Annotated in this window: 5 protein-coding genes and 3 pseudogenes; all 8 read left to right on the top strand. The window is 63.5% G+C overall.

The features are described from left to right. Positions 1-56: 56 nt before the first annotated feature. Positions 57-6,497, top strand: coding sequence for a non-ribosomal peptide synthetase (locus CQW49_RS23555; RefSeq protein ID WP_198586461.1), 6,441 nt, complete (start codon positions 57-59; stop codon positions 6,495-6,497). Beyond that, a complete protein-coding gene (locus CQW49_RS23550; protein WP_081735799.1) occupies positions 6,497-9,820 on the top strand; it encodes a non-ribosomal peptide synthetase in 3,324 nt (1,107 codons plus the stop codon). Before CQW49_RS23555 ends, CQW49_RS23550 begins: the two co-directional genes overlap by 1 nt. A gap of 4 nt (positions 9,821-9,824) precedes the next feature. Then, positions 9,825-12,977: pseudogene (locus CQW49_RS26475) on the top strand (amino acid adenylation domain-containing protein); the annotation flags it as partial. A 69-nt stretch (positions 12,978-13,046) separates the two neighbouring features. Continuing rightward, positions 13,047-19,447, top strand: a pseudogene (locus CQW49_RS23535) (amino acid adenylation domain-containing protein); the annotation flags it as partial. 30 nt (positions 19,448-19,477) lie between these two features. After that, on the top strand, positions 19,478-20,302 hold the full coding sequence (locus tag CQW49_RS26470; protein WP_003614848.1) for an alpha/beta fold hydrolase: 825 nt from the start codon (positions 19,478-19,480) through the stop codon (positions 20,300-20,302). A gap of 293 nt (positions 20,303-20,595) precedes the next feature. Next, positions 20,596-21,264, top strand: a pseudogene (locus CQW49_RS23530) (IS6 family transposase). A 325-nt stretch (positions 21,265-21,589) separates the two neighbouring features. After that, a complete protein-coding gene (locus tag CQW49_RS23525) occupies positions 21,590-22,198 on the top strand; it encodes an RNA polymerase sigma factor (protein ID WP_003614843.1) in 609 nt (202 codons plus the stop codon). Between the two features lie 163 nt (positions 22,199-22,361). Continuing rightward, positions 22,362-23,354 (top strand): FecR family protein, encoded by a 993-nt coding sequence (locus CQW49_RS23520; RefSeq protein ID WP_244441403.1) that lies wholly within the window; start codon positions 22,362-22,364, stop codon positions 23,352-23,354. The last annotated feature ends 25 nt before the right edge of the window (positions 23,355-23,379 follow it).

Below are 23,379 nucleotides of genomic sequence, written 5' to 3'. Positions count from 1 at the left end.
ACGAAAAGCTCGGATCTGTGTGCTGGACCTCATACGCTCAGCTACGGCAATGGTTTTTGTGGCGTCTGGCTCCTTCGAGCACGGCGTATCACATCAGCGGGGCGCTACGTCTCGAGGGTGTGCTGGATGTGTCGGCGCTGTGGGCGAGCTTCGCGGCGCTGGTGGAGCGTCACGAGTCGCTGCGCACGGTGTTCCGTGCGGATGCGGAAGGCCGGGTGGAGCAGCACATTCTGGCCGCGATGCCGATCGAGGCTCCGCTGATCGATCTCGGCGAGGTCGCCGAGGCGGAGCGCGAGGGGCGCATGCGCGAGCGGGCGCAGGCGATCTGCGACCTCCCCTTCGATCTGACGCAGGGCCCTCTGCTGCGTGTGGCGGTGATCAGGACGGGCGAGAAGGAGCATGTGCTGGTGGTGGTGATGCACCACATCGTCTCGGACGGCTGGTCGATGCAGATCATCGTGGAGGAGTTCGTGGCCCAATATCGGGCGCGGCTGCGCGGCGAAGCGGCGGCGCTGGAGCCTCTGCCGATCCAATATGCCGATTACGCCGCGTGGCAGCGGAACTGGCTCGAGGCGGGCGAGAAGGAGCGGCAGCTCTCCTATTGGCGGGGACAGCTCGGCGCCGAGCATCCCGTGCTGCAATTGCCGACGGATCATCCCCGCAAGGCGGAAGGGAGCTATCGCGCGGGGCGCTACGCGGTCGAGGCGCCGGCGCGCCTGATCGCCGCTCTGCAGCGGCGCGCGCAGGCGGAGGAAGCGACCTTGTTCATGGCGTTGCTGGCGGGCTTGCAGGCGCTGCTGCATCGCTACGCCGGCGAGAGCGACATTCGCGTGGGCGTGCCGATCGCCAATCGTCATCGGGCGGAGACCGAAGGCGTGGTGGGGTTTTTCGTGAACACGCAGGTGCTTCGCAATGTCGTCGAGCCGCGGCGGAGCTTCTCGCATCTGTTGCGGCGGACGCGGGAAGCGGCGCTGGGCGCCCAGGCGCATCAGGACCTGCCGTTCGAGCAATTGGTGGAGGCTCTGCAGCCGGATCGCAATCTGGGAACCAATCCCCTGTTCCAGGTGATGTTCAATCACCAGCGGCAGGACCGGCGGGCGTTGCAGGATCTGCCGGGATTGCGATTGACGGAGCTGTCGCTCGGCGATCAGGGCGCGCAGTTCGAGCTGGCGGTGGACAGCGTCGAGGATTCGGATGGGCGGTTGATGGTGACGTTCAGCTATGCGCGGGAGCTGTTCGATGCGGCGACGATCGAGCGGATGGCGGGGCATTACATGGCGCTGCTGGAGGCGCTGGCGGAGCGGCCGGATCAGGCGGTCGGCGACGTCGATCTGCTGGGCGCGGCGGAGCGGGGGCGGTTGCTGGAATGGGGGGCGAATGATCGGCGGTTTTCGGATGTGGAGCCGGTGCATCGGCTGTTCGAGCGTCAGGCGCGGAGCCATCCGGAAGCGGTCGCTGTGACGTTCGAGGGCGCGTCGCTCACCTATGGCGAGCTGAACGCGCGCGCCAACCGTCTGGCGCATCGGCTGATCGCTCTCGGCGTGAAGCCTGATGGGCTGGTGGGCGTCGCGGTGGAGCGCTCGCTCGAGATGGTGGTGAGCCTTCTGGCGGTTCTGAAGGCGGGCGGGGCCTATGTTCCGCTGGACCCGGACTATCCGGCGGATCGTCTGGCCTATATGGCGCAGGACAGCGGGATCGCTCTTCTGCTGACGCAGGCGAGGGTGAAGGAGCGTCTTTCATTCGCGGCGGGTCTGACGACGCTGGAGCTGGATCGGCTCGATGTCGACGACCAATCCGATCTCGATCCTTCGGTCGCGGTTCATGCCGAGAGCCTCGCCTATGTGATCTACACGTCAGGATCCACCGGATGGCCCAAAGGCGTGGCGATCCGGCATCGGTCATTGGCGAGCTGCATGATGTGGATGCAGGACGCCTATGGCCTCGCCGGCGCCGACGCCGTGCTGCACAAGGCGCCTTTCGGCTTCGACGTGTCGGTGTGGGAGATCTTCTGGCCGCTGACCTCGGGCGCGCGCCTGGTCGTGGCGAATCCAGGAGATCATCGGGACCCCGAGCGGATCGTCGAACTGATCCGTCGGCACGAGATCACGACGTTGAACTTCGTGCCGGCGATGCTGCAGGCCTTTCTGGCGCATGAGGGGGTCGAGGAGCGGACGCGGCTGCGCCATGTGATCTGCGGCGGCGAGGCGATGCCGGCGGCGACGCAGCGTGAAGCCTTGCAGCGGCTGCACGGAGCGAGCCTGGAGAATCTGTATGGGCCGACCGAGACGACGATCCATGTCACGCAATGGCGTTGCCGCGACGACGGTCGCAGCCGCGTTCCGATCGGGCGGCCGATCGCCGAGACGCAGGCTCATGTTCTGGACGAGGGCTTGGCTCCGACGCCTGTGGGCGTCTCCGGCGAGCTGTATATAGGGGGAGAATTGCTGGCGCGCGGCTATCTGCATCGCGCCGGGCTGAGCGCGGAGCGGTTCATCGCCGATCCGTTCGACGATCGAGGCGGCCGGCTGTATCGCACCGGCGATCTGGCGCGGTGGAGCAGCGAGGGCGAGCTGGAATATCTCGGGCGGCTCGACGATCAGGTGAAGGTTCGCGGGTTCCGCGTCGAGCTGGGCGAGATCGAGGCGCAGCTGCTGGCGCAATCGGAGGTCCGTGAGGCGGCGGTGGTCGCGCAGGCCGGCCCGGGGGGCTCCCGGCTCGTCGGCTATGTATCGGCCGCGTCGGGACGAACGATCGATCCCTCGGCGCTGCGGGCCCGTCTTCGTGAGCGGCTGCCGGATCATATGACGCCGAGCGCGATCGTGGTGCTGGAGAGCCTGCCGCTGAATGCGAATGGCAAGATCGATCGCAAGGCGCTGCCGGCGGCGGAGTTCGTGAGCGACCGCGGCTATGAGGCGCCGCAGGGCGAGGTCGAGGAAGCGCTGGCGGCGATCTGGGCGGAGACGCTCGGCGTCGAGCGCATCGGACGCAACGACAATTTCTTCGAGCTCGGCGGCGATTCGATTCTGAGCTTGCAAATCGTGGCGAGACTCCATCGGGCGGGATGGAAAATTTCGCCGCGCCAGATGTTCGAGCGCCAAACCATCGCCGAAATGGCTCCATGGGCAGAAAACGCAAGCGAGAACGAGGAATATCCGACCCGGCGTAGGCCGAATGTTCCGCTCTTGGAGCTCAGTCGGGCCGAGATCGAGACGCTCGCAATTCCGGTCGAATCCATCGAGGACATTCTTCCGCTGACGCCGATGCAGCAAGGGATGCTTCTGCACACGCTGCTCGATCCCGAGTCCGGCATGTATCTGATGCAGGACAGGTTCAATATTCACAGCGCTCTCGACATCGATGCTCTTTGGCGGAGCTGGGATGTCGCGTTTCAGGAGCACGCCGCGCTTCGCGCCGGGTTTGTTTGGCAAGGCATGGAAACGCCGTGTCAAATCATTCATCGAAACGTGACGCTGCCGAAAGAGCGCCTCGACCTGCGTCATCTCGAGCGATCCGAGGCGGTCGCCCATATCGAACAGATCTTGGAGAAGGAGCTCGCGACCGGCTTCGACATGAGCAAGGCTCCGCTCATACGTCTGCGTCTGGCGCAAATCTCGGATCATGAATTTCATCTAGTGCTCAGCTTTCATCATATGCTGATGGATGCCTGGTGCTCGGGCTTGTTGATGGGTGAAGTTCTGTCCGCGTACGACAGGCTCACAGAGGCCGGCGAGCCGCCTCCGTCTCCGGCGCCGTCGATTCCTTACCGGGACTTTCTCGCATGGCTGATGCGCCAAGACCGCGATGCCGCGATCCGCTATTGGCGCGAGAAGCTGGCCGGCTTTAATCAGGTGACGCGATTGCCTATCAATCGGCGGGGCCCCGCGGGCGCCGCTGGATCGAGAATGGTCAATGTCAGAACCGCGCTCTCGGCGGAACAGACGCAACGGTTGCACACGGTTTCGAAGCACGAGCGAATCACGCCGAACACCCTCGTCCAAGGCGCCTGGGCTTTGGTTCTCGCGTACTATTCCGGGCTTCGGGAGGTGTTGTTCGGCGTCACCGTAGCTGGTCGTCCCGCGGAGCTCCCGGAGCTGCACCGGACAATCGGATTGTTCATCAACACGATTCCTCTCCGTGTGCGGCTGCCTGATCCCGGCTCAGCGACAAGCGTCGCCGAATGGCTGCGCTCGTTGCTGTCCCAGAATCTGGAGGCGAGGGACTTCGCATATTTGCCTTTGGTCGAAGTGCATGGGCTGACCGGCATGTCTCATGATCAATCCCTGTTCGACAGCCTGTTCGTCTTTGAGAACGCCCCGGTAGATGTATCGCTCATCGCGCGGGCGAAACAATGGTCCGTCCATGATGCCAGCTCGCGCACTCATACCAACTATCCGATCACTGTCGTGGTCGTTCCCGAGGATGAGCTGCTGTTGCAGATCACCTATGACGAGCGGTTTTTCGACGCTGCCGTAGCCGAGCAGCTGATGAGGAGCTTTCGGCATATCGTGGAGCGGCTCATCGGCGCTCCTGCCGCGCCGCTCGATGCCGTTGGCGCTCTTGCGGATTCGGAGCGGCTTTCCCTGATTGCCAGTGGCCGAGGGCCGGATCGCGCGCATCCATTCGAATTGGGATTTGTCGGGCTGTTCGAGCGGCAGGCGGCGATCCATGGCGGCCGAGTCGCCGCTCGTTGCGGGGGGCGTTCGATAACCTACGAATCGCTCGATGCATCGACCAACCGAATCGCGTGGCTGCTGCTCGATGCGAATGTAATTCCCGGCCGAACGGCGCTGGTGTTTGCGGAGCGCGGTATCGGTTTCTTGGAGATCGTGGTGGGATGTTTCAAAGCCGGCGCCGCATATCTGGCCGTCGATGTGGACACGCCAGTCCAGAGGCTCGCGCAAATCGTCGCTTCCTCCGATGCGCAGGTCATCGTCGTAGGTCCCGGCTGCGCGGCGTTGCTCGGCCCTGTGCTGTCATTGCTGCCAGCGCCCTTCGTTGCGCCCCGAATCATCGATTCTTCGCTGGCAGAGTCAATGTCGCATGCAAGGCTGCCCGTCGTTCCTGTTCATCCGGATCTCCCAGCTTATGTGATTTTCACGTCCGGCTCGACCGGCGAGCCCAAGGGCGCTGTCGTGACGAGCAGGGGAATGCTCAATAATCAACTCAGCAAGATTGATTTATTCGCGCTGGGCTGCGACGACGTCATCGCGCAGACTGCGCTGCAGAGCTTCGATATTTCTGTATGGCAACTGCTGTGTGGCCTGCTTTGCGGGGCGTGTGTCGAAATCGTTCCGACAATCGTCACGCGTGATCCCGTCGCGCTTCTCGATCTCCTCGAGGAGCGCGGAGTCACAGTGTTCGAGTGCGTGCCCTCGATGATGCAGGCGTTGATGGAGGGCGCGCCGCTGTCGTTGCCGAAGCTGCGCGTGACCTTGGTGACAGGTGAGGCGGCAAAGCTGTCCCATGTGCAGGTCTGGCGAGATCGATATCGGCATACGACGCTAGTGAACGCTTATGGTCCGGCGGAATGCGCCGATGACGTGGCTCTACATGTGAAGCTGCCCGGCGAAGCCCTCGACGCTACGGATTCCTGGACCGAGGGAACATTTCCCATCGGCCGCGCAGTGGACAATATCCGTCTTTGTGTGCTCGACGATAATCTCGATCCGGCGCCCGCCGGCGTTCCAGGTGAGCTCTATGTGGCCGGCATAGGCGTCGGGCAAGGATATTTGCAGCGTCCGGAGCTCACCGCGGAGCGATTTGTGGCCGATCTGTTTTCCGGCGTCGACGGGGCCCGGATGTATCGCACCGGCGATATCGTTCGGCGGGGCTTCGACGGAGTGCTTCATTACTTGGGGCGCTCGGACAGCCAAGTGAAAATTCGAGGGCATCGAATCGAGCTCGGAGAGGTCGAAGCGCTGCTCGTTCAGCACGGCGATGTGCAGGACGCGGTCGTCACGGTTTGCGCGGAGGCGGTGCAAGGGCAGCGACTTGTCGCTTACGTGGTGCCCGCGCCTTCATCCGACGATGTCGAGGAGGACCTCTTCGGCAAGTTGCGGGCGTATATGGAACAGAGGTTGCCCGACTACATGGCGCCCACGATCTGGATGCGGCTTGACGCCCTGCCGACGACCGCGAATGGGAAAGTCGATCGGCGAGCGCTGCCGCGCCCCGAATTTTCGTCGCACTGCAGATCTTTTCGGGCGCCAGCCACCGAAACGCAGAGATGTCTCGCGGATATTTGGCGGCAGGTTCTGAACGTCGATCGGGTCGGGCTCGATGACAATTTCTTCGAGCTGGGCGGGCACTCGCTGAGCGCAATGCAAGTGATCGCGCGGATTCAAAATACTCTTCGTCAGGATATCCCGATCAATATTCTGATTTCGTCGCCGACATTGGAGCGATTTTCGTCGAGCGTCGATGAACGAGGCGGTCGCGTGAGCGACCACACTCTGGAGCACCTGGATTCCTTCTTGAGCGCGTTGGAGAATTCGTGATGGATCGCTCGGTTGCTGTTCGCCTGATGGAGCGATTCGGCTCGACCTCTGCCGAAAACCGTCGTGTTTTCTATGACAAGATGCGCAGCGAAGGGGTGGCGCTATCGCAGTTGCCGATCGTTCCGCGGCCTGCCGGCGCCGGTGGAGGCGAGACGCCGTCCGCCGCTCAGCTACGGCAATGGTTTTTGTGGCGTCTGGCTCCTTCGAGCACGGCGTATCACATCAGCGGGGCGCTACGTCTCGAGGGTGTGCTGGATGTGTCGGCGCTGTGGGCGAGCTTCGCGGCGCTGGTGGAGCGTCACGAGTCGCTGCGCACGGTGTTCCGTGCGGATGCGGAAGGCCGGGTGGAGCAGCACATTTTCGCCGCGATGCCGATCGAGGCGCCGCTGATCGATCTCGGCGAGGTCGCCGAGGCGGAGCGCGAGGGGCGCATGCGCGAGCGGGCGCAGGCGATCTGCGACCTCCCCTTCGATCTGACGCAGGGCCCTCTGCTGCGTGTGGCGGTGATCAGGACGGGCGAGAAGGAGCATGTGCTGGTGGTGGTGATGCACCACATCGTCTCGGACGGCTGGTCGATGCAGATCATCGTGGAGGAGTTCGTGGCCCAATATCGGGCGCGGCTGCGCGGCGAAGCGGCGGCGCTGGAGCCTCTGCCGATCCAATATGCCGATTACGCCGCGTGGCAGCGGAACTGGCTCGAGGCGGGCGAGAAGGAGCGGCAGCTCTCCTATTGGCGGGGACAGCTCGGCGCCGAGCATCCCGTGCTGCAATTGCCGACGGATCATCCCCGCAAGGCGGAAGGGGGCTATCGCGCGGGGCGCTACGCGGTCGAGGCGCCGGCGCGCCTGATCGCCGCTCTGCAGCGGCGCGCGCAGGCGGAGGAAGCGACCTTGTTCATGGCGTTGCTGGCGGGCTTGCAGGCGCTGCTGCATCGCTACGCCGGCGAGAGCGACATTCGCGTGGGCGTGCCGATCGCCAATCGTCATCGGGCGGAGACCGAAGGCGTGGTGGGGTTTTTCGTGAACACGCAGGTGCTTCGCAATGTCGTCGAGCCGCGGCGGAGCTTCTCGCATCTGTTGCGGCGGACGCGGGAAGCGGCGCTGGGCGCCCAGGCGCATCAGGACCTGCCGTTCGAGCAATTGGTGGAGGCTCTGCAGCCGGATCGCAATCTGGGAACCAATCCCCTGTTCCAGGTGATGTTCAATCACCAGCGGCAGGACCGGCGGGCGTTGCAGGATCTGCCGGGATTGCGATTGACGGAGCTGTCGCTCGGCGATCAGGGCGCGCAGTTCGAGCTGGCGGTGGACAGCGTCGAGGATTCGGATGGGCGGTTGATGGTGACGTTCAGCTATGCGCGGGAGCTGTTCGATGCGGCGACGATCGAGCGGATGGCGGGGCATTACATGGCGCTGCTGGAGGCGCTGGCGGAGCGGCCGGATCAGGCGGTCGGCGACGTCGATCTGCTGGGCGCGGCGGAGCGGGGGCGGTTGCTGGAATGGGGGGCGAATGATCGGCGGTTTTCGGATGTGGAGCCGGTGCATCGGCTGTTCGAGCGTCAGGCGCGGAGCCATCCGGAAGCGGTCGCTGTGACGTTCGAGGGCGCGTCGCTCACCTATGGCGAGCTGAACGCGCGCGCCAACCGTCTGGCGCATCGGCTGATCGCTCTCGGCGTGAAGCCTGATGGGCTGGTGGGCGTCGCGGTGGAGCGCTCGCTCGAGATGGTGGTGAGCCTTCTGGCGGTTCTGAAGGCGGGCGGGGCCTATGTTCCGCTGGACCCGGACTATCCGGCGGATCGTCTGGCCTATATGGCGCAGGACAGCGGGATCGCTCTTCTGCTGACGCAGGCGAGGGTGAAGGAGCGTCTTTCATTCGCGGCGGGTCTGACGACGCTGGAGCTGGATCGGCTCGATGTCGACGACCAATCCGATCTCGATCCTTCGGTCGCGGTTCACGCCGAGAGCCTCGCCTATGTGATCTACACGTCAGGATCCACCGGACGGCCCAAAGCGGTGATGGTGCGCCACGAAGCCCTCGGCCATTTTCTGCTGAGCATGAGGGAGCGCCTTGAAGTCGCGCGACACGACATCCTAGTCGCGGTGACATCGCTATCCTTCGACATCGCTGCGCTGGAGCTCTACCTACCGCTGATCGCCGGCGCTCGAACGATCATGGCCTCTCGGGAAGACGCACGCGATGGAAGGCGTCTCGCCAGGCTCATGGAGCAGAGCAGAGCGACGATGCTGCAATGCACGCCCGCGACATGGCGGTTGCTTCGCTCGTCGCAATGGAAAGGCCCGCCGGATCTCGAATTCAAGGGACTGTGCGGCGGCGAAGCATTGCCGGCCGATCTGGCTCGGGACCTGACGAGCGTCGGCGTCGTGCTTTGGAACATGTATGGCCCGACCGAGACGACCATATGGTCCGCGATGGGTCGGGTTTCCGGCAGAGTGTCTCTCGGATCCGCGATCGCCTCGACGCAACTCCGCGTATTGGACGACGACCTCAGTCCGACCCCGATCGGCGTCGTGGGCGAGCTGCATGTGGCCGGCGTCGGCTTGGCGCGCGGCTATTTGAACCGTCCGGCGGGGAGCGCGGAGCGCTTCGTCGTCGATCCGTTCGACGATTGTGGCGGTCGGATGTATCGAACGGGCGATCTGGCGCGATGGAGCAAGGACGGCGAGCTGGAATTTCTCGGCCGCATCGACGATCAGGTGAAGGTGCGGGGTTTCCGCATCGAACTCGGGGAGATCGAGATGCAGCTGCTCGCGCAGCCGGGGGTGCGCGAGGCGGTGGTGACGGCGCAGACAGGCCCGGCTGGGCCGCGCCTCGTAGGTTATGTTTCGGCGTCGTCTGGTGAAACGCTCGATTCCTCGTCGCTACGTGATCGTGTGCGCGCGGCGCTGCCGGATTATATGACGCCGAACGCGATCGTGGTGCTGGAGAGCCTGCCGCTGAATGCGAATGGCAAGATCGATCGCAAGGCGCTGCCGGCGGCGGAGTTCGTGAGCGACAGCGGCTATGAGGCGCCGCAGGGCGAGGTCGAGGAAGCGCTGGCGGCGATCTGGGCGGAAGTTTTGAGCGTCGAGCGGGTGGGCCGGCGCGACGATTTCTTCGATCTGGGCGGACACTCCTTGCTCGCGTCACAGGTGGTCGCGCTTCTGGCCAGTCGCCACGCTTGCGAAGTTTCCGTTCGGCTCCTGTTCGAGAGTCCGGCGCTGCATGAATGCGCCGCCGGACTGTCGCCATCGTGGTCGACCACCGCCGGCTCGCGCTGCAACCGGCTGGCGCGGATGGACAGCTTGATGAGCGAATTCGAGGTTTGACTTGATGGAACGTGAAGATCAGCGTCTCGCTCGCCGCTTCGCTGCGCTCAGCCTTGACGCACGACGCCACTTTTTGAAGAAGCTTCACGAAGCAGGTCTGAGCTTCGCCGAGCTTCCCATCGTGAGAGCGGATAGGGGTGATCCGATTCCGATCTCCTACGCGCAGCGCAGTCTGTGGTTGACCTGGAAGCTGGACCCAGCGAGTGCGGCCTACAATTTGCCCGGAGCAATACGTTTCAAAGGCGCGTTGAACGCAGACGCATTGCTGTCCGCGGTGCGGGCTCTCATCGAACGACATGAGACTTTGCACACCATCTTGCAGGCGGGCGTGGATGGCGATCCAATTCAGGCGGTCATGTCCCCGAGCGACATCGCCACTCAATTTGTGGATTTGAGCCGGATCCCCGAGCATCTTCGCTTCGACGAGCTAGATCGATTGCAGCATCGCTTCGCGCACGCTCCATTCATGCTCGATGCAGAGCCCCCGGTGCGAACCGTGCTGTGGAAGCTCGGTGACAACGACCATGTGCTGGGGATCGTTCTCCACCACGTCGCGGGGGACGGCATATCCGCTCGCATATTGATCCAGGAGCTTCTTCATCTTTATCAAATCGAATGTGATCCGAGCGCGGAAAGGCTGCAGCCGCTGCCGGTCCAATTCGCGGATTATGTCGTTTGGCAACGTAATTGGTTCGAGGCGGGTGAGAAAGAACGACAATTGGCTTACTGGCGCGCCCAACTCGGCGATACGCATCCTGTCTTGGATCTGCCCTTCGACAGGGCGCGAGGGTCGTCGCCCCAAAGAAAAGAGGGCCGCCACCAGTTCAGATTGTCCGCAGGGACGAGCGCGGGACTCGCGGCCTTGGCCAAGACGCACGACGCCACCCTGTTCATGGTCATGCTCGGGCTATTCATGCTGTTGTTGCGCCGCCTCAGCGGCGAGAGGGATATGCGTGTCGGGGTTCCGACCGCCAATCGTCAGCGCGCCGAAGTTCGCGGCATGATCGCGTGCTTGACTAACGTTCTCGTGTTGCGGGCCCGGGTGGAGACGTTTCGAACTTTTTCCGACCTGCTCGGCGACGTGCGGAAGGCGGTTCTGGACGCCCATGGTCATCCCGATCTCCCATTCGACCTCTTGGTGGAGGCGCTGCGGCCCGAGCGCGAGCCGAATGTGAACCCACTATTTCAAGTGAAATGCACACAACAAGATGATGTGCCGATCGATTGGAAACTGCCCGGCCTAGAAATCCAGGTCGAAGATTTTTCAGCGGGTGAAGCCCATTTTGATCTCAGTCTCGACTTTGTCGATGGCGCCGATGGCGTCGAAGCGATATTGGCCTATCCTCAGGAGCTGTTCGATCATGATTCGATCCAGCGGTTCGCGCATATGTTCGACATATTGGCGAAGCAAGTTGTCGAGCGACCCGAATCCAAATTGAGCGAATTGCATCTCGGGGAGAAATCCTCTTGTCTGCTCGGCGAGCGGCGTGCATTCGCCAACGCCGATGTGCTGGGCTTGTGGACCGAGTCTGTTCGTCGCTTCAAGAACCGAACCGCTGTTCGCGATGAACGCCGCGCCTACAGCTATGAGGAGCTCGACGTTCAGTCCGACGGGCTCGCAGCGGAATTGGTGGATCATAATATCGGCCCGGAGGCGCGAGTTGGCGTTCTAGCAGCGCGGTCGTGCGAATTCGTGCTCGGCGTGCTCGCAGCGCTCAAGGCGGGAGCCGCCTATGTGCCGCTGGATCCGCAGCTGCCCGCAGAACGCCTTGCCTTTCAGGCGGACGATAGCGGCGTTCGCGCTCTCTTGTGCGCAGGATCGCCTGCATGGGCGATTTCGACGCCGATGATTCGACTGGCGTTCGATGGCGAGATGAATCGCCGACGATATTTGCGAGTGAGCCCGCACCCGGAGCAGGGCGCATATGTCGTCTACACCTCCGGCTCAACGGGTAAGCCCAAGGGTGTGGTCGTCACTCGCGAAGCGCTCGCCAATTATGTGCAGGCGGTTCTCGCGCAAATGGATCTCCCCGAGCGCGCGACCGAGGTCGCTATGGCGTCGACGGTGGCGGCGGACTTGGGCAACACGAGCCTGTTCGGCGCCTTATGCAGCGGACGCACTTTGCACCTCGTTTCACAGGATCGCGCTTTCGATCCCGACGCCTTTGCCCAATTCATGGCGGATCGGCGTATCGACGTGCTCAAGATCGTGCCCAGTCACCTGCGAGCGCTCATGGCTGCAAGTGCGCCCGCCGACGTGCTGCCGACCGCTCGACTGGTGGTGGGAGGCGAAGCGACGCGCTGGCCAATGCTCGACCAGATAGCCGCGCTCAAGCCCGGATGCGCGGTTCTCAATCACTATGGTCCGACCGAAACGACTGTCGGCGTACTCACCCAAGAAGCCCGCGACGCGACGCGACTAGCCGATTCATTGCCGATGGGAAAGCCGCTCGCGAATTGCGACGCATATGTGCTCGACGCCGAGCTCGACCCGGTTCCGCAAGGGGTCGCGGGCGAGCTATATTTGGGCGGCGCCGGATTGGCGCGCGGCTATCTGTCGCGAGCCGCGCAAACGGCCGATCGGTTCATCGCCCACCCTTTTCGAACGGGGGGACGGCTATATCGCACCGGCGATCGCGTCAAGGCGCTGAAAGACGGAAGCCTCGAATTTCTCGGCCGAGTCGACGATCAAGTGAAAATTCGAGGCTACCGCGTGGAATTGCGGGAGGTCGCATACGCCTTGCGCCAGCAACAGGGAATTGCGGAGGCCGAGGTCGTGGCGACTCGGGATGACGGCGCCCGCGATCGGCTCGATGCTTATGTTGTGGCGCTTCCGGGCGAACGAATCGATCTGGATCGTGTGCGCGCGTCGCTCACGAGAACGCTGCCCGATTACATGATGCCGAGCGCGATCATGGCGCTGGATGCGCTGCCGCTGACGGTCAACGGAAAGGTCGATCGCAAAGCTCTGCCGGCGCCTCCCCATTGCGAGGCAAAGGGTCATGCGGCGCCGCAAGGGCGGACGGAAGAAGCGCTGGCCCGCGTTTGGGCCGAAGTCTTCGGCGTCGAGCGTGTCGGACGGGACGATGATTTCTTCGAGCTCGGTGGGGATTCGATTCTTGCGTTGAAGCTCGTGGCGCGAGCGCGCAAGCACGGCGTTCATATGCTGCCCAAGCAGCTGCTCGCAGGAAAGACGCTCGCCGGCGTGGCGCGGCTCATGGACGAAGCGTCGGCGAAGGAGGAGGAAGAGTCGACGCAGCCGAAGTTGCAGAGAGCGCCCAGAACCCTGCTGCTTTTGGCGTCCGCCGCTCAGCTACGGCAATGGTTTTTGTGGCGTCTGGCTCCTTCGAGCACGGCGTATCACATCAGCGGGGCGCTACGTCTCGAGGGTGTGCTGGATGTGTCGGCGCTGTGGGCGAGCTTCGCGGCGCTGGTGGAGCGTCACGAGTCGCTGCGCACGGTGTTCCGTGCGGATGCGGAAGGCCGGGTGGAGCAGCACATTTTCGCCGCGATGCCGATCGAGGCGCCGCTGATCGATCTCGGCGAGGTCGCCGAGGCGGAGCGCGAGGGGCGCATGCGCGAGCGGGCGCAGGCGATCTGCGACCTCCCCTTCGATCTGACGCAGGGCCCTCTGCTGCGTGTGGCGGTGATCAGGACGGGCGAGAAGGAGCATGTGCTGGTGGTGGTGATGCACCACATCGTCTCGGACGGCTGGTCGATGCAGATCATCGTGGAGGAGTTCGTGGCCCAATATCGGGCGCGGCTGCGCGGCGAAGCGGCGGCGCTGGAGCCTCTGCCGATCCAATATGCCGATTACGCCGCGTGGCAGCGGAACTGGCTCGAGGCGGGCGAGAAGGAGCGGCAGCTCTCCTATTGGCGGGGACAGCTCGGCGCCGAGCATCCCGTGCTGCAATTGCCGACGGATCATCCCCGCAAGGCGGAAGGGGCTATCGCGCGGGGCGCTACGCGGTCGAGGCGCCGGCGCGCCTGATCGCCGCTCTGCAGCGGCGCGCGCAGGCGGAGGAAGCGACCTTGTTCATGGCGTTGCTGGCGGGCTTGCAGGCGCTGCTGCATCGCTACGCCGGCGAGAGCGACATTCGCGTGGGCGTGCCGATCGCCAATCGTCATCGGGCGGAGACCGAAGGCGTGGTGGGGTTTTTCGTGAACACGCAGGTGCTTCGCAATGTCGTCGAGCCGCGGCGGAGCTTCTCGCATCTGTTGCGGCGGACGCGGGAAGCGGCGCTGGGCGCCCAGGCGCATCAGGACCTGCCGTTCGAGCAATTGGTGGAGGCTCTGCAGCCGGATCGCAATCTGGGAACCAATCCCCTGTTCCAGGTGATGTTCAATCACCAGCGGCAGGACCGGCGGGCGTTGCAGGATCTGCCGGGATTGCGATTGACGGAGCTGTCGCTCGGCGATCAGGGCGCGCAGTTCGAGCTGGCGGTGGACAGCGTCGAGGATTCGGATGGGCGGTTGATGGTGACGTTCAGCTATGCGCGGGAGCTGTTCGATGCGGCGACGATCGAGCGGATGGCGGGGCATTACATGGCGCTGCTGGAGGCGCTGGCGGAGCGGCCGGATCAGGCGGTCGGCGACGTCGATCTGCTGGGCGCGGCGGAGCGGGGGCGGTTGCTGGAATGGGGGGCGAATGATCGGCGGTTTTCGGATGTGGAGCCGGTGCATCGGCTGTTCGAGCGTCAGGCGCGGAGCCATCCGGAAGCGGTCGCTGTGACGTTCGAGGGCGCGTCGCTCACCTATGGCGAGCTGAACGCGCGCGCCAACCGTCTGGCGCATCGGCTGATCGCTCTCGGCGTGAAGCCTGATGGGCTGGTGGGCGTCGCGGTGGAGCGCTCGCTCGAGATGGTGGTGAGCCTTCTGGCGGTTCTGAAGGCGGGCGGGGCCTATGTTCCGCTGGACCCGGACTATCCGGCGGATCGTCTGGCCTATATGGCGCAGGACAGCGGGATCGCTCTTCTGCTGACGCAGGCGAGGGTGAAGGAGCGTCTTTCATTCGCGGCGGGTCTGACGACGCTGGAGCTGGATCGGCTCGATGTCGACGACCAATCCGATCTCGATCCTTCGGTCGCGGTTCACGCCGAGAGCCTCGCCTATGTGATCTACACGTCAGGATCCACCGGACGGCCCAAAGGCGCCCAGCTGTGCCACCGCAATGTCGCCCGGTTGCTCTCTGCGACCGACGCTTGGTTCGAGTTCGGCCCGCACGACGTGTGGACGATGTTCCATTCTTACGCTTTCGACTTCTCTGTATGGGAGATATTCGGAGCGCTGTGCACGGGCGGGCATCTGGTCGTGGCGCCCTATTGGGTGAGCCGCTCGCCGGAGGACTTTCTGCGATTGTTGCGCCGGCAGGGTGTGACCGTGCTCAATCAGACCCCTTCGGCCTTCGGTCAATTGATGAATGCGATCAAGCCTCATGACGAGCCGCTGGCTCTGCGGGCCGTGATCTTCGGTGGAGAAGCGCTCGATCCGGAACGATTGCGTCCGTGGATCGAGTGCTGGGGTGATAAGCGGCCGCGTTTGATCAACATGTATGGAATTACCGAGACCACGGTGCATGTCACTTACCGACCGATCACGGCGAAGGACTTGGAAGGGTGCCGCAGCCCTGTCGGAGCGGCTATTCCGGACCTGGGACTGAGAGTGCTGGACGGCTCTCTCAATCTTGCACCGATCGGCGTTGTGGGCGAGTTGTATGTGGCCGGGGATGGCCTGGCGCGCGGCTATCTGAAGCGGCCTAGACTGAGCGCCGAGCGATTCGTGGCCGATCCGTTCGACGGGCGCGGTGGCCGGCTGTATCGCACCGGCGATCTGGTGCGCTGGAACAGCGATGGCGAGCTGGAGTATCTCGGCCGTATCGATCATCAGGTGAAGCTGCGTGGCTTCCGCATCGAGCTGGGCGAGATCGAGGCGCAGCTGCTCGCGCAGCCGGACGTGCGCGAGGCGATCGTGGTCGCGCGACAGGGGCTGGCGGGCACGCGGCTGGCGGCTTACGTATCGGCGACTCCGGGACGAACCATCGACCCCTCGGCGCTGCGTGATCGGCTGCGTGAGACGCTGCCGGACTATATGACGCCGAGCGCGATCGTGGTGCTGGAAAAGCTGCCGCTGAATGCGAACGGCAAGGTCGATCGCAAGGCGCTGCCGACGGCGGACGCTGTGAGCGATCGCGGCTATGAAGAGCCGCAGGGCGAGGTCGAGGAAGCGATGGCGGCGATCTGGGCGGAGACGCTCGGGGTCGAGCGCGTGGGGCGGCACGACAATTTCTTCGAGCTCGGCGGGCATTCCCTGCTGGCGTTGGGCTTGCTGGAGCGCATGCGAATGCGCGGCTGGCGGACGAATGTGCGCGCCTTGTTTCAGCTGCCGACGCTGGCCCTTTTCGCGCAGGCCGTGGCCGAGAGCGCGGCTCCGGACGAAACGGCGGCGCCCCTCAACCTCATTCCTGCGGATTGCGCAGCTATCGAGCCGAGCATGCTGACGCTGCTCGAGCTCGACGCCGAGGAGATTCATCAAATCGAGGTGAGGGTGCCCGGCGGCGCAGCGAATATTCAAGACATCTACCCGTTGACCCCGCTTCAGGAAGGGATGTTGTTCCACCACCTGCTTCACGGCGAAGGCGATGCTTATGTGACAGCGCATACGCTGACGTTCGACAGCAAAGAACGATTGGATCGCTTCGTCGCTTGCTTCAATCGTGTGGTCGAGCGTCATGATATCTTGCGTACTGCTGTGCTCTGGGAAAATCTGACCATGCCCGTCCAGGTGGTCTACCGGCGTGCGGAAATGCAGGTGCATTGGCTCGCCGATGAAGGCTCGGACGCCGGCGAGCGGCTGGACCTGTTCGCAGATCCCCGGCGCTTCCGGATCGATGTGCGTCGCGCCCCGATGTTTCACGCCGTGGGAGCGCAAGACGGCGCCGAAGGGCGCTGGCTTCTCAGGCTGCTGGCCCACCATATGGTGGACGACAATACCACCGTGAAGCGACTGATCGAGGAAATCGCCCTGCTTCAGGCCGGCAAGGAACACCTGTTGCCGAAACCGTCGCCGTTCCGGGATTTTGTGGCGAAGGCTCGATCGAGCATGAGCACGACCGAGCACGAAGCGTTTTTCCGCAAGATGCTGGGCGATGTGGCGGAGACGACGGCGCCTTTCGATCTGCTCGACGTGCGCGGCGACGGTCGCGCCGTCGCGGAGGCGCGGCTGCCGCTGACAGCGGCCTCGGCTGCGCGGATACGCCGCGAGGCGCAACGCCATCGCGTGAGCGCCGCGAGCCTTTTCCACTTGGCATGGGCGCTAGTGCTGGGAAAGCTGGTGGGGAGGGACGACGTCGTGTTTGGCACCGTGCTGTTCGGCCGCATGCAGAGCGGCGCGGGCGGCGATCGGACCTTTGGCATGTTCATCAATACCCTGCCGTTCCGCGCGGAATTGAAGAGATTGGGGGTCGAGCAGTGCCTTCGCAGCGTTCATGCGACACTGACCGAGCTGATACATCACGAACACGCCAGTCTCTCGCTGGCGCAGCGTTGCAGCCGCTTGCCGAACGATGCGCCTTTGTTTTCGACACTGCTGAATTATCGCTACAGCGAGCGGCAGGAAGATGAAGCGGCCGATGGCGCTTGGGAAGGCGTCGACGTCATAAAAAGCGAAGAACGCACCAATTATCCTCTCGGGATATCCGTGAACGATCTCGGCCAAGAATTCGAGCTGGTCGCGCATGTCAGCGCGTCGGTCGACGCCTCCCGAATTTGCGAATACATGAAGACGGCGATCGACGGACTTGTCGACGCTCTCGAGCAGGGGTCGAAGCGACCGATTGTCGACGTTCCGGTGCTGGGCGCGGCGGAGCGGGGGCGGTTGCTGGAATGGGGGGCGAATGATCGGCGGTTTTCGGATGTGGAGCCGGTGCATCGGCTGTTCGAGCGTCAGGCGCGGAGCCATCCGGAAGCGGTCGCTGTGACGTTCGAGGGCGCGTCGCTCACCTATGGCGAGCTGAACGCGCGCGCCAACCGTCTGGCGCATCGGCTGATCGCTCTCGGCGTGAAGCCTGATGGGCTGGTGGGCGTCGCGATGGAGCGCTCGCTCGAGATGGTGGTGGGCCTTCTGGCGGTTCTGAAGGCGGGCGGGGCCTATGTTCCGCTGGACCCGGACTATCCGGCGGATCGTCTGGCCTATATGGCGCAGGACAGCGGGATCGCTCTTCTGCTGACGCAGGCGAGGGTGAAGGAGCGTCTTTCATTCGCGGCGGGTCTGACGACGCTGGAGCTGGATCGGCTCGATGTCGACGACCAATCCGATCTCGATCCTTCGGTCGCGGTTCATGCCGAGAGCCTCGCCTATGTGATCTACACGTCAGGATCCACCGGATGGCCCAAAGGCGTGGCGATCCGGCATCGGTCATTGGCGAGCTGCATGATGTGGATGCAGGACGCCTATGGCCTCGCCGGCGCCGACGCCGTGCTGCACAAGGCGCCTTTCGGCTTCGACGTGTCGGTGTGGGAGATCTTCTGGCCGCTGACCTCGGGCGCGCGCCTGGTCGTGGCGAATCCAGGAGATCATCGGGACCCCGAGCGGATCGTCGAACTGATCCGTCGGCACGAGATCACGACGTTGAACTTCGTGCCGGCGATGCTGCAGGCCTTTCTGGCGCATGAGGGGGTCGAGGAGCGGACGCGGCTGCGCCATGTGATCTGCGGCGGCGAGGCGATGCCGGCGGCGACGCAGCGTGAAGCCTTGCAGCGGCTGCACGGAGCGAGCCTGGAGAATCTGTATGGGCCGACCGAGACGACGATCCATGTCACGCAATGGCGTTGCCGCGACGACGGTCGCAGCCGCGTTCCGATCGGGCGGCCGATCGCCGAGACGCAGGCTCATGTTCTGGACGAGGGCTTGGCTCCGACGCCTGTGGGCGTCTCCGGCGAGCTGTATATAGGGGGAGAATTGCTGGCGCGCGGCTATCTGCATCGCGCCGGGCTGAGCGCGGAGCGGTTCATCGCCGATCCGTTCGACGATCGAGGCGGCCGGCTGTATCGCACCGGCGATCTGGCGCGGTGGAGCAGCGAGGGCGAGCTGGAATATCTCGGGCGGCTCGACGATCAGGTGAAGGTTCGCGGGTTCCGCGTCGAGCTGGGCGAGATCGAGGCGCAGCTGCTGGCGCAATCGGAGGTCCGTGAGGCGGCGGTGGTCGCGCAGGCCGGCCCGGGGGGCTCCCGGCTCGTCGGCTATGTATCGGCCGCGTCGGGACGAACGATCGATCCCTCGGCGCTGCGGGCCCGTCTTCGTGAGCGGCTGCCGGATCATATGACGCCGAGCGCGATCGTGGTGCTGGAGAGCCTGCCGCTGAATGCGAATGGCAAGATCGATCGCAAGGCGCTGCCGGCGGCGGAGTTCGTGAGCGACCGCGGCTATGAGGCGCCGCAGGGCGAGGTCGAGGAAGCGCTGGCGGCGATCTGGGCGGAGACGCTCGGCGTCGAGCGCATCGGACGCAACGACAATTTCTTCGAGCTCGGCGGCGATTCGATCTCGGCGTTGCGTGTCGTGACCTCGGCTCGATCGCGAAACATCCGCGGCCTGACGCTCACCTTGCGCGACTTGATCGGCAATCCCACCATTCACGCTATATCGGCGCGTCGGAACTCGACGATGCTGCTCAACCAACGCGTCTTCGAGCGAGAACCTCTCTTCTGCATCCATTCGGCGCTCGGCACTGTCCTGGGCTATTTATCATTGGCAAAATCATTGAACGGCGTGCGCTCCGTATACGGACTTTCTTGCAGAACGCTCGTCGATCCCAGTCATCGAGACGTCTCGCTCGACACGATGGCGGACGACTATGTCGAGCTCATGCGAGCGACTCAGAATGACGGACCTTACCATCTCCTTGGTTGGTCGTTGGGCGGCATACTCGCGACTTTGATAGCCGCGAGGCTCGAGCGCATCGGGCAGGAGGTCCGATTCCTGGGCTTGATCGATCCGCCATTGCCGAGCGGACTCGCCCGACAAGTCGCGACTGGCGACTGGCGTGAAGGATATGCCTATCTGCTCGGACGGGTCGGAGAGAAAAGCGGTGAGCATTTGCAGATTCCTGATGAGATATCTGATCCACTCGATTCGGAGCAGCCATTGCTCGAATGGACGCGCTCTCTGATAAATGCCGGCTTGCTCCGTCCACAGGGTCAATATGCGGGTCTCGAGGCGGAAGATTTGACGAGAGCATGTCTGATAAGCAGGACGCTCGGATTGGCGACAGAGCAGTTTTCGGGATCGCTGCCGCCGGTGGCGGCGCCTGTCTATTGCTGGTGGTCGAAAGGTCGCCAGAGAGCCGTGATCGACGAGGTGTCGAGTCAGCTACGGACAGCGAGAATTTTTCATTCGTTCACCGAATCGGATCATGAATCGATTGTCTCCAGTCCGGCGCTTCTGAATTCGCTCGCCGAATTGATGAGAGTCCTAACCATAGATAGCTGATGTTTGGTTCATCCTCACTTTCCGTGCTCGACCATTGACGAGAACGGTAACATTCGCGCGCGCAGCAAATCGGCGCCTGCGCGGCCGTACATCGAGCGCTTGAGAGTTTTCAGCCGATTGATTTGCCCTCTGTTTGTCCATTGCTCCAGGTTTCTGTCACTCCATTCTTGACGGTTTCGATGTCGCGTCGCAACGTGCGGACGAAACGCTGGATTGCGGGTTCTGTCGCGAATTTTTTGTCGCGGGTCGGTTTGGGCTATGATCGGCGGCAGCGGAGCTGGCGGACGAGCGCGATGATCGATTTCAAGGGGAGCAATTTTGAACGCGAAGTGGTCCTGTGGGGCGTCCGCTGGAATGTGGCGTATCCGATGAGCTATCACCAACTCGAAGAAATGATGGAAGAGCGCGGCGTCGATGTCGACCATTCGACGCTCAACCGTAGGGTCGTCAAATATGCCCCTTTGCTGGAGAAGCGGTTTCGTGCTGGCAAGCGCACGGTTGGTTCGAGCCGGCGGCTCGATGAGAGCTACGTGAAAGTCAAAGGTTGCTGGAAATATCTGTATCGGGCGGTCGACAAGGCAGGCGCGACGGTGGATTTCCTGCTGACGGCCAAGAGGGACTGCAAAGCTGCGTTGCGCTTTTTGCGCAAGGCGATCGGCCAACATGGTGAGCCGGAGAAGATCACGATCGACAAGAGCGGCTCCAACACGGCGGCGATCGAACGCTACAATGCGGAGCATGAAGCGGACATCGAAATCCGCCGAAATATCTCAATAATATCGTTGAGCAGGACCATCGAGCGGTAAAGCGAGTGACGCGGCCGATGTCGGGTTTCAAATCATTTTGCTCGGCTGCTGCGACGCTTTCCGGCATCGAGCTCATGCATATGATCCGAAAGGACCAGTTGCGGACCAGGGGCGAATTGCGTCCAGCATCAGCAGTTCTACGCCCTCGCGGCGTGAGCTGAAACACTCTCATACGCTCGTCGCGTCCATAGTCAAAATTTGCGACGGAACCGTCGGCCGCGCGCCTCCGATCGTTTCGCGCGCGAAGCGATGGGAAAAATCGGCAATGCGTCGCGGCGTTGGGACAATCGGAGACTTGGCGCGTCGATCATGAAAATCGAGCGCCGAGCCTGGCGCGACTCCACAAAAATTGCGCAAGGCGGCGTAACTACTCTGGATTTCTTCTCAATTACCGGCATTGATGGCCGATTCCGCTTTCGCTAAGTATGGGCCGCTTTCGGCAACTGGATTGGAGCCCCAGGCGAATGGAGTTGCGCGATCGATGTGTGAGCCGACTGGCGACAGCACAGGGGAAGCTGCGACCGACGGGCGCTTCCTCGGCGCTGTTTCCTCGGCGCGGCCGGGTTCGCTAGGGCTTATGCTGGGCTCCCTTAATCGGGTCTTCCAGGTGCAGCGTGGGTCGCTGATGTGGAGCGTGATGCGCATTGTCCGCGACGCTCAGATCGCGGAGGATCTCGTACACGACGCCTATCTGCGGGTGCGCCGCGCGATGGAGGCGGGTCCGATCGAGCATGTCGAAGCCTTCCTCCATCAGACGGCGCGCAATCTGGCGCTCGACTATCGGAGGAGGCGGCGCATGCGTGGCGCGGTCGAGCTGGAGGCGGCAGACGACGACGCTCTTCTGGATATCGCCGACAATGCGCTGTCCCAAGAAACGGCGATCATCGAGCGCGAAAAGTTCGTCGCGTTCCGCAGTGCGCTGAGCGGTTTACCGCCCCGTGCTCAGCAGGTGATGATCCTGAGCCGGATCGAGGAGTGGCCGAACCGGCGGATCGCTGAGCATCTCGGGATTTCCGAACGCACGGTCTTCAACGACCTGAAAACAGCGATGGCGCATTGCCGGGAGCGCATCGCCCGTCTCGATCCCTGAAGGACCCCCGAGCCGAAGCCGCTCGGGCTCCTCTTCCCATCGACGAGAGGAGGGAGCGCTCGACGAAGGGCGTCCCTTCATGAATCTTTTTTGCCGGATTTCGAACCGACGCGCGTCTCAGCTATATAGAGCGTCATGGGACAAGGCGATGCGGATCGATCGAGTGGCACGAGGGAAGAAAGACGAAGCTGCGCGCGAGGGTGAGTTCGTCTACGACGATCCGATCGTCGACGAGGCGCTCGAATGGTTCGCACGTCTGCGCGACGAGCCGGTCGACGCGGCGACGCGGGCGGCTTTCGAGCGCTGGCGTTCTCGAGGTCCACGCCATGCTCGGGAATATCGCGAGCTCGAGGCGATGTGGGGGTCGGCCGCGTTCCAACGGGCGACGGAGTCGCTCCGGGAGGGTCGACAAGAGGCTCGTCGCGGCGCCCCGTGGCGGCAGGCGCGCCGTTTGGCGCTTGGCGCGGCCGCCGTCGTGATGCTCGTCGCGGGCGCCTCGCTATATCCGGTGTCGCTATCGCTCTGGGACGCGGACTACTCGACCGAGACCGGTGACCGTCGCACGGTGCGGCTTCCCGACGGCTCGACGATGATCCTCGACACCGCCTCGGCCGTCGCCATCGATTTCGGCCGTGGCCGTAGGCAGGTGAAGCTGCTGGAGGGGGAAGCTTTCTTCGATGTGAAGCACGACCCCGAGCATCCGTTTCGGGTCGTCGGGCGTTTTGGCGAGATGCAAGTGCGAGGCACGGCCTTCTCGGTCCGGGCCGGCGACGATGCGGATCGCGTGATCCTCGAACGCGGGCGCGTCGATGTCGGCCGACTCTCCCGCCGCGACGAGCGCGTCGATCTCGCGCCGGGCGAAATGGTCGTGGCGACGAAGGACGCGCTTTCCGCGGTCACAAGGGTCGATCCGGGAAGAGAGCTCGCATGGCGCGACGGGCGCATCATCTTCGAAAACAGACCTTTGTCGCATGTGCTCAAAGAACTGCGTCGCTACTACAAAGGCGCGGTGTTCGTCATGGACCATCGCATCGATCGACTGCTCGTCACGGGCGATTATCGGCTCGAGGATATCGAAGGGGCCATTCGCACGCTGACCGACGCGGCGGGCGTGACGATCAGCCGCCTGCCTGGCGGAATCATCATCATTCGCTAAAGCCCCGACTTTTTTTGCCGACCCG

This window comes from Methylosinus trichosporium OB3b (genome assembly GCF_002752655.1).
Lineage (GTDB): Bacteria > Pseudomonadota > Alphaproteobacteria > Rhizobiales > Beijerinckiaceae > Methylosinus > Methylosinus trichosporium.
Note: the sequence above shows the minus strand (reverse complement) of the source record. Positions and strands in the feature narration are given on the sequence as shown.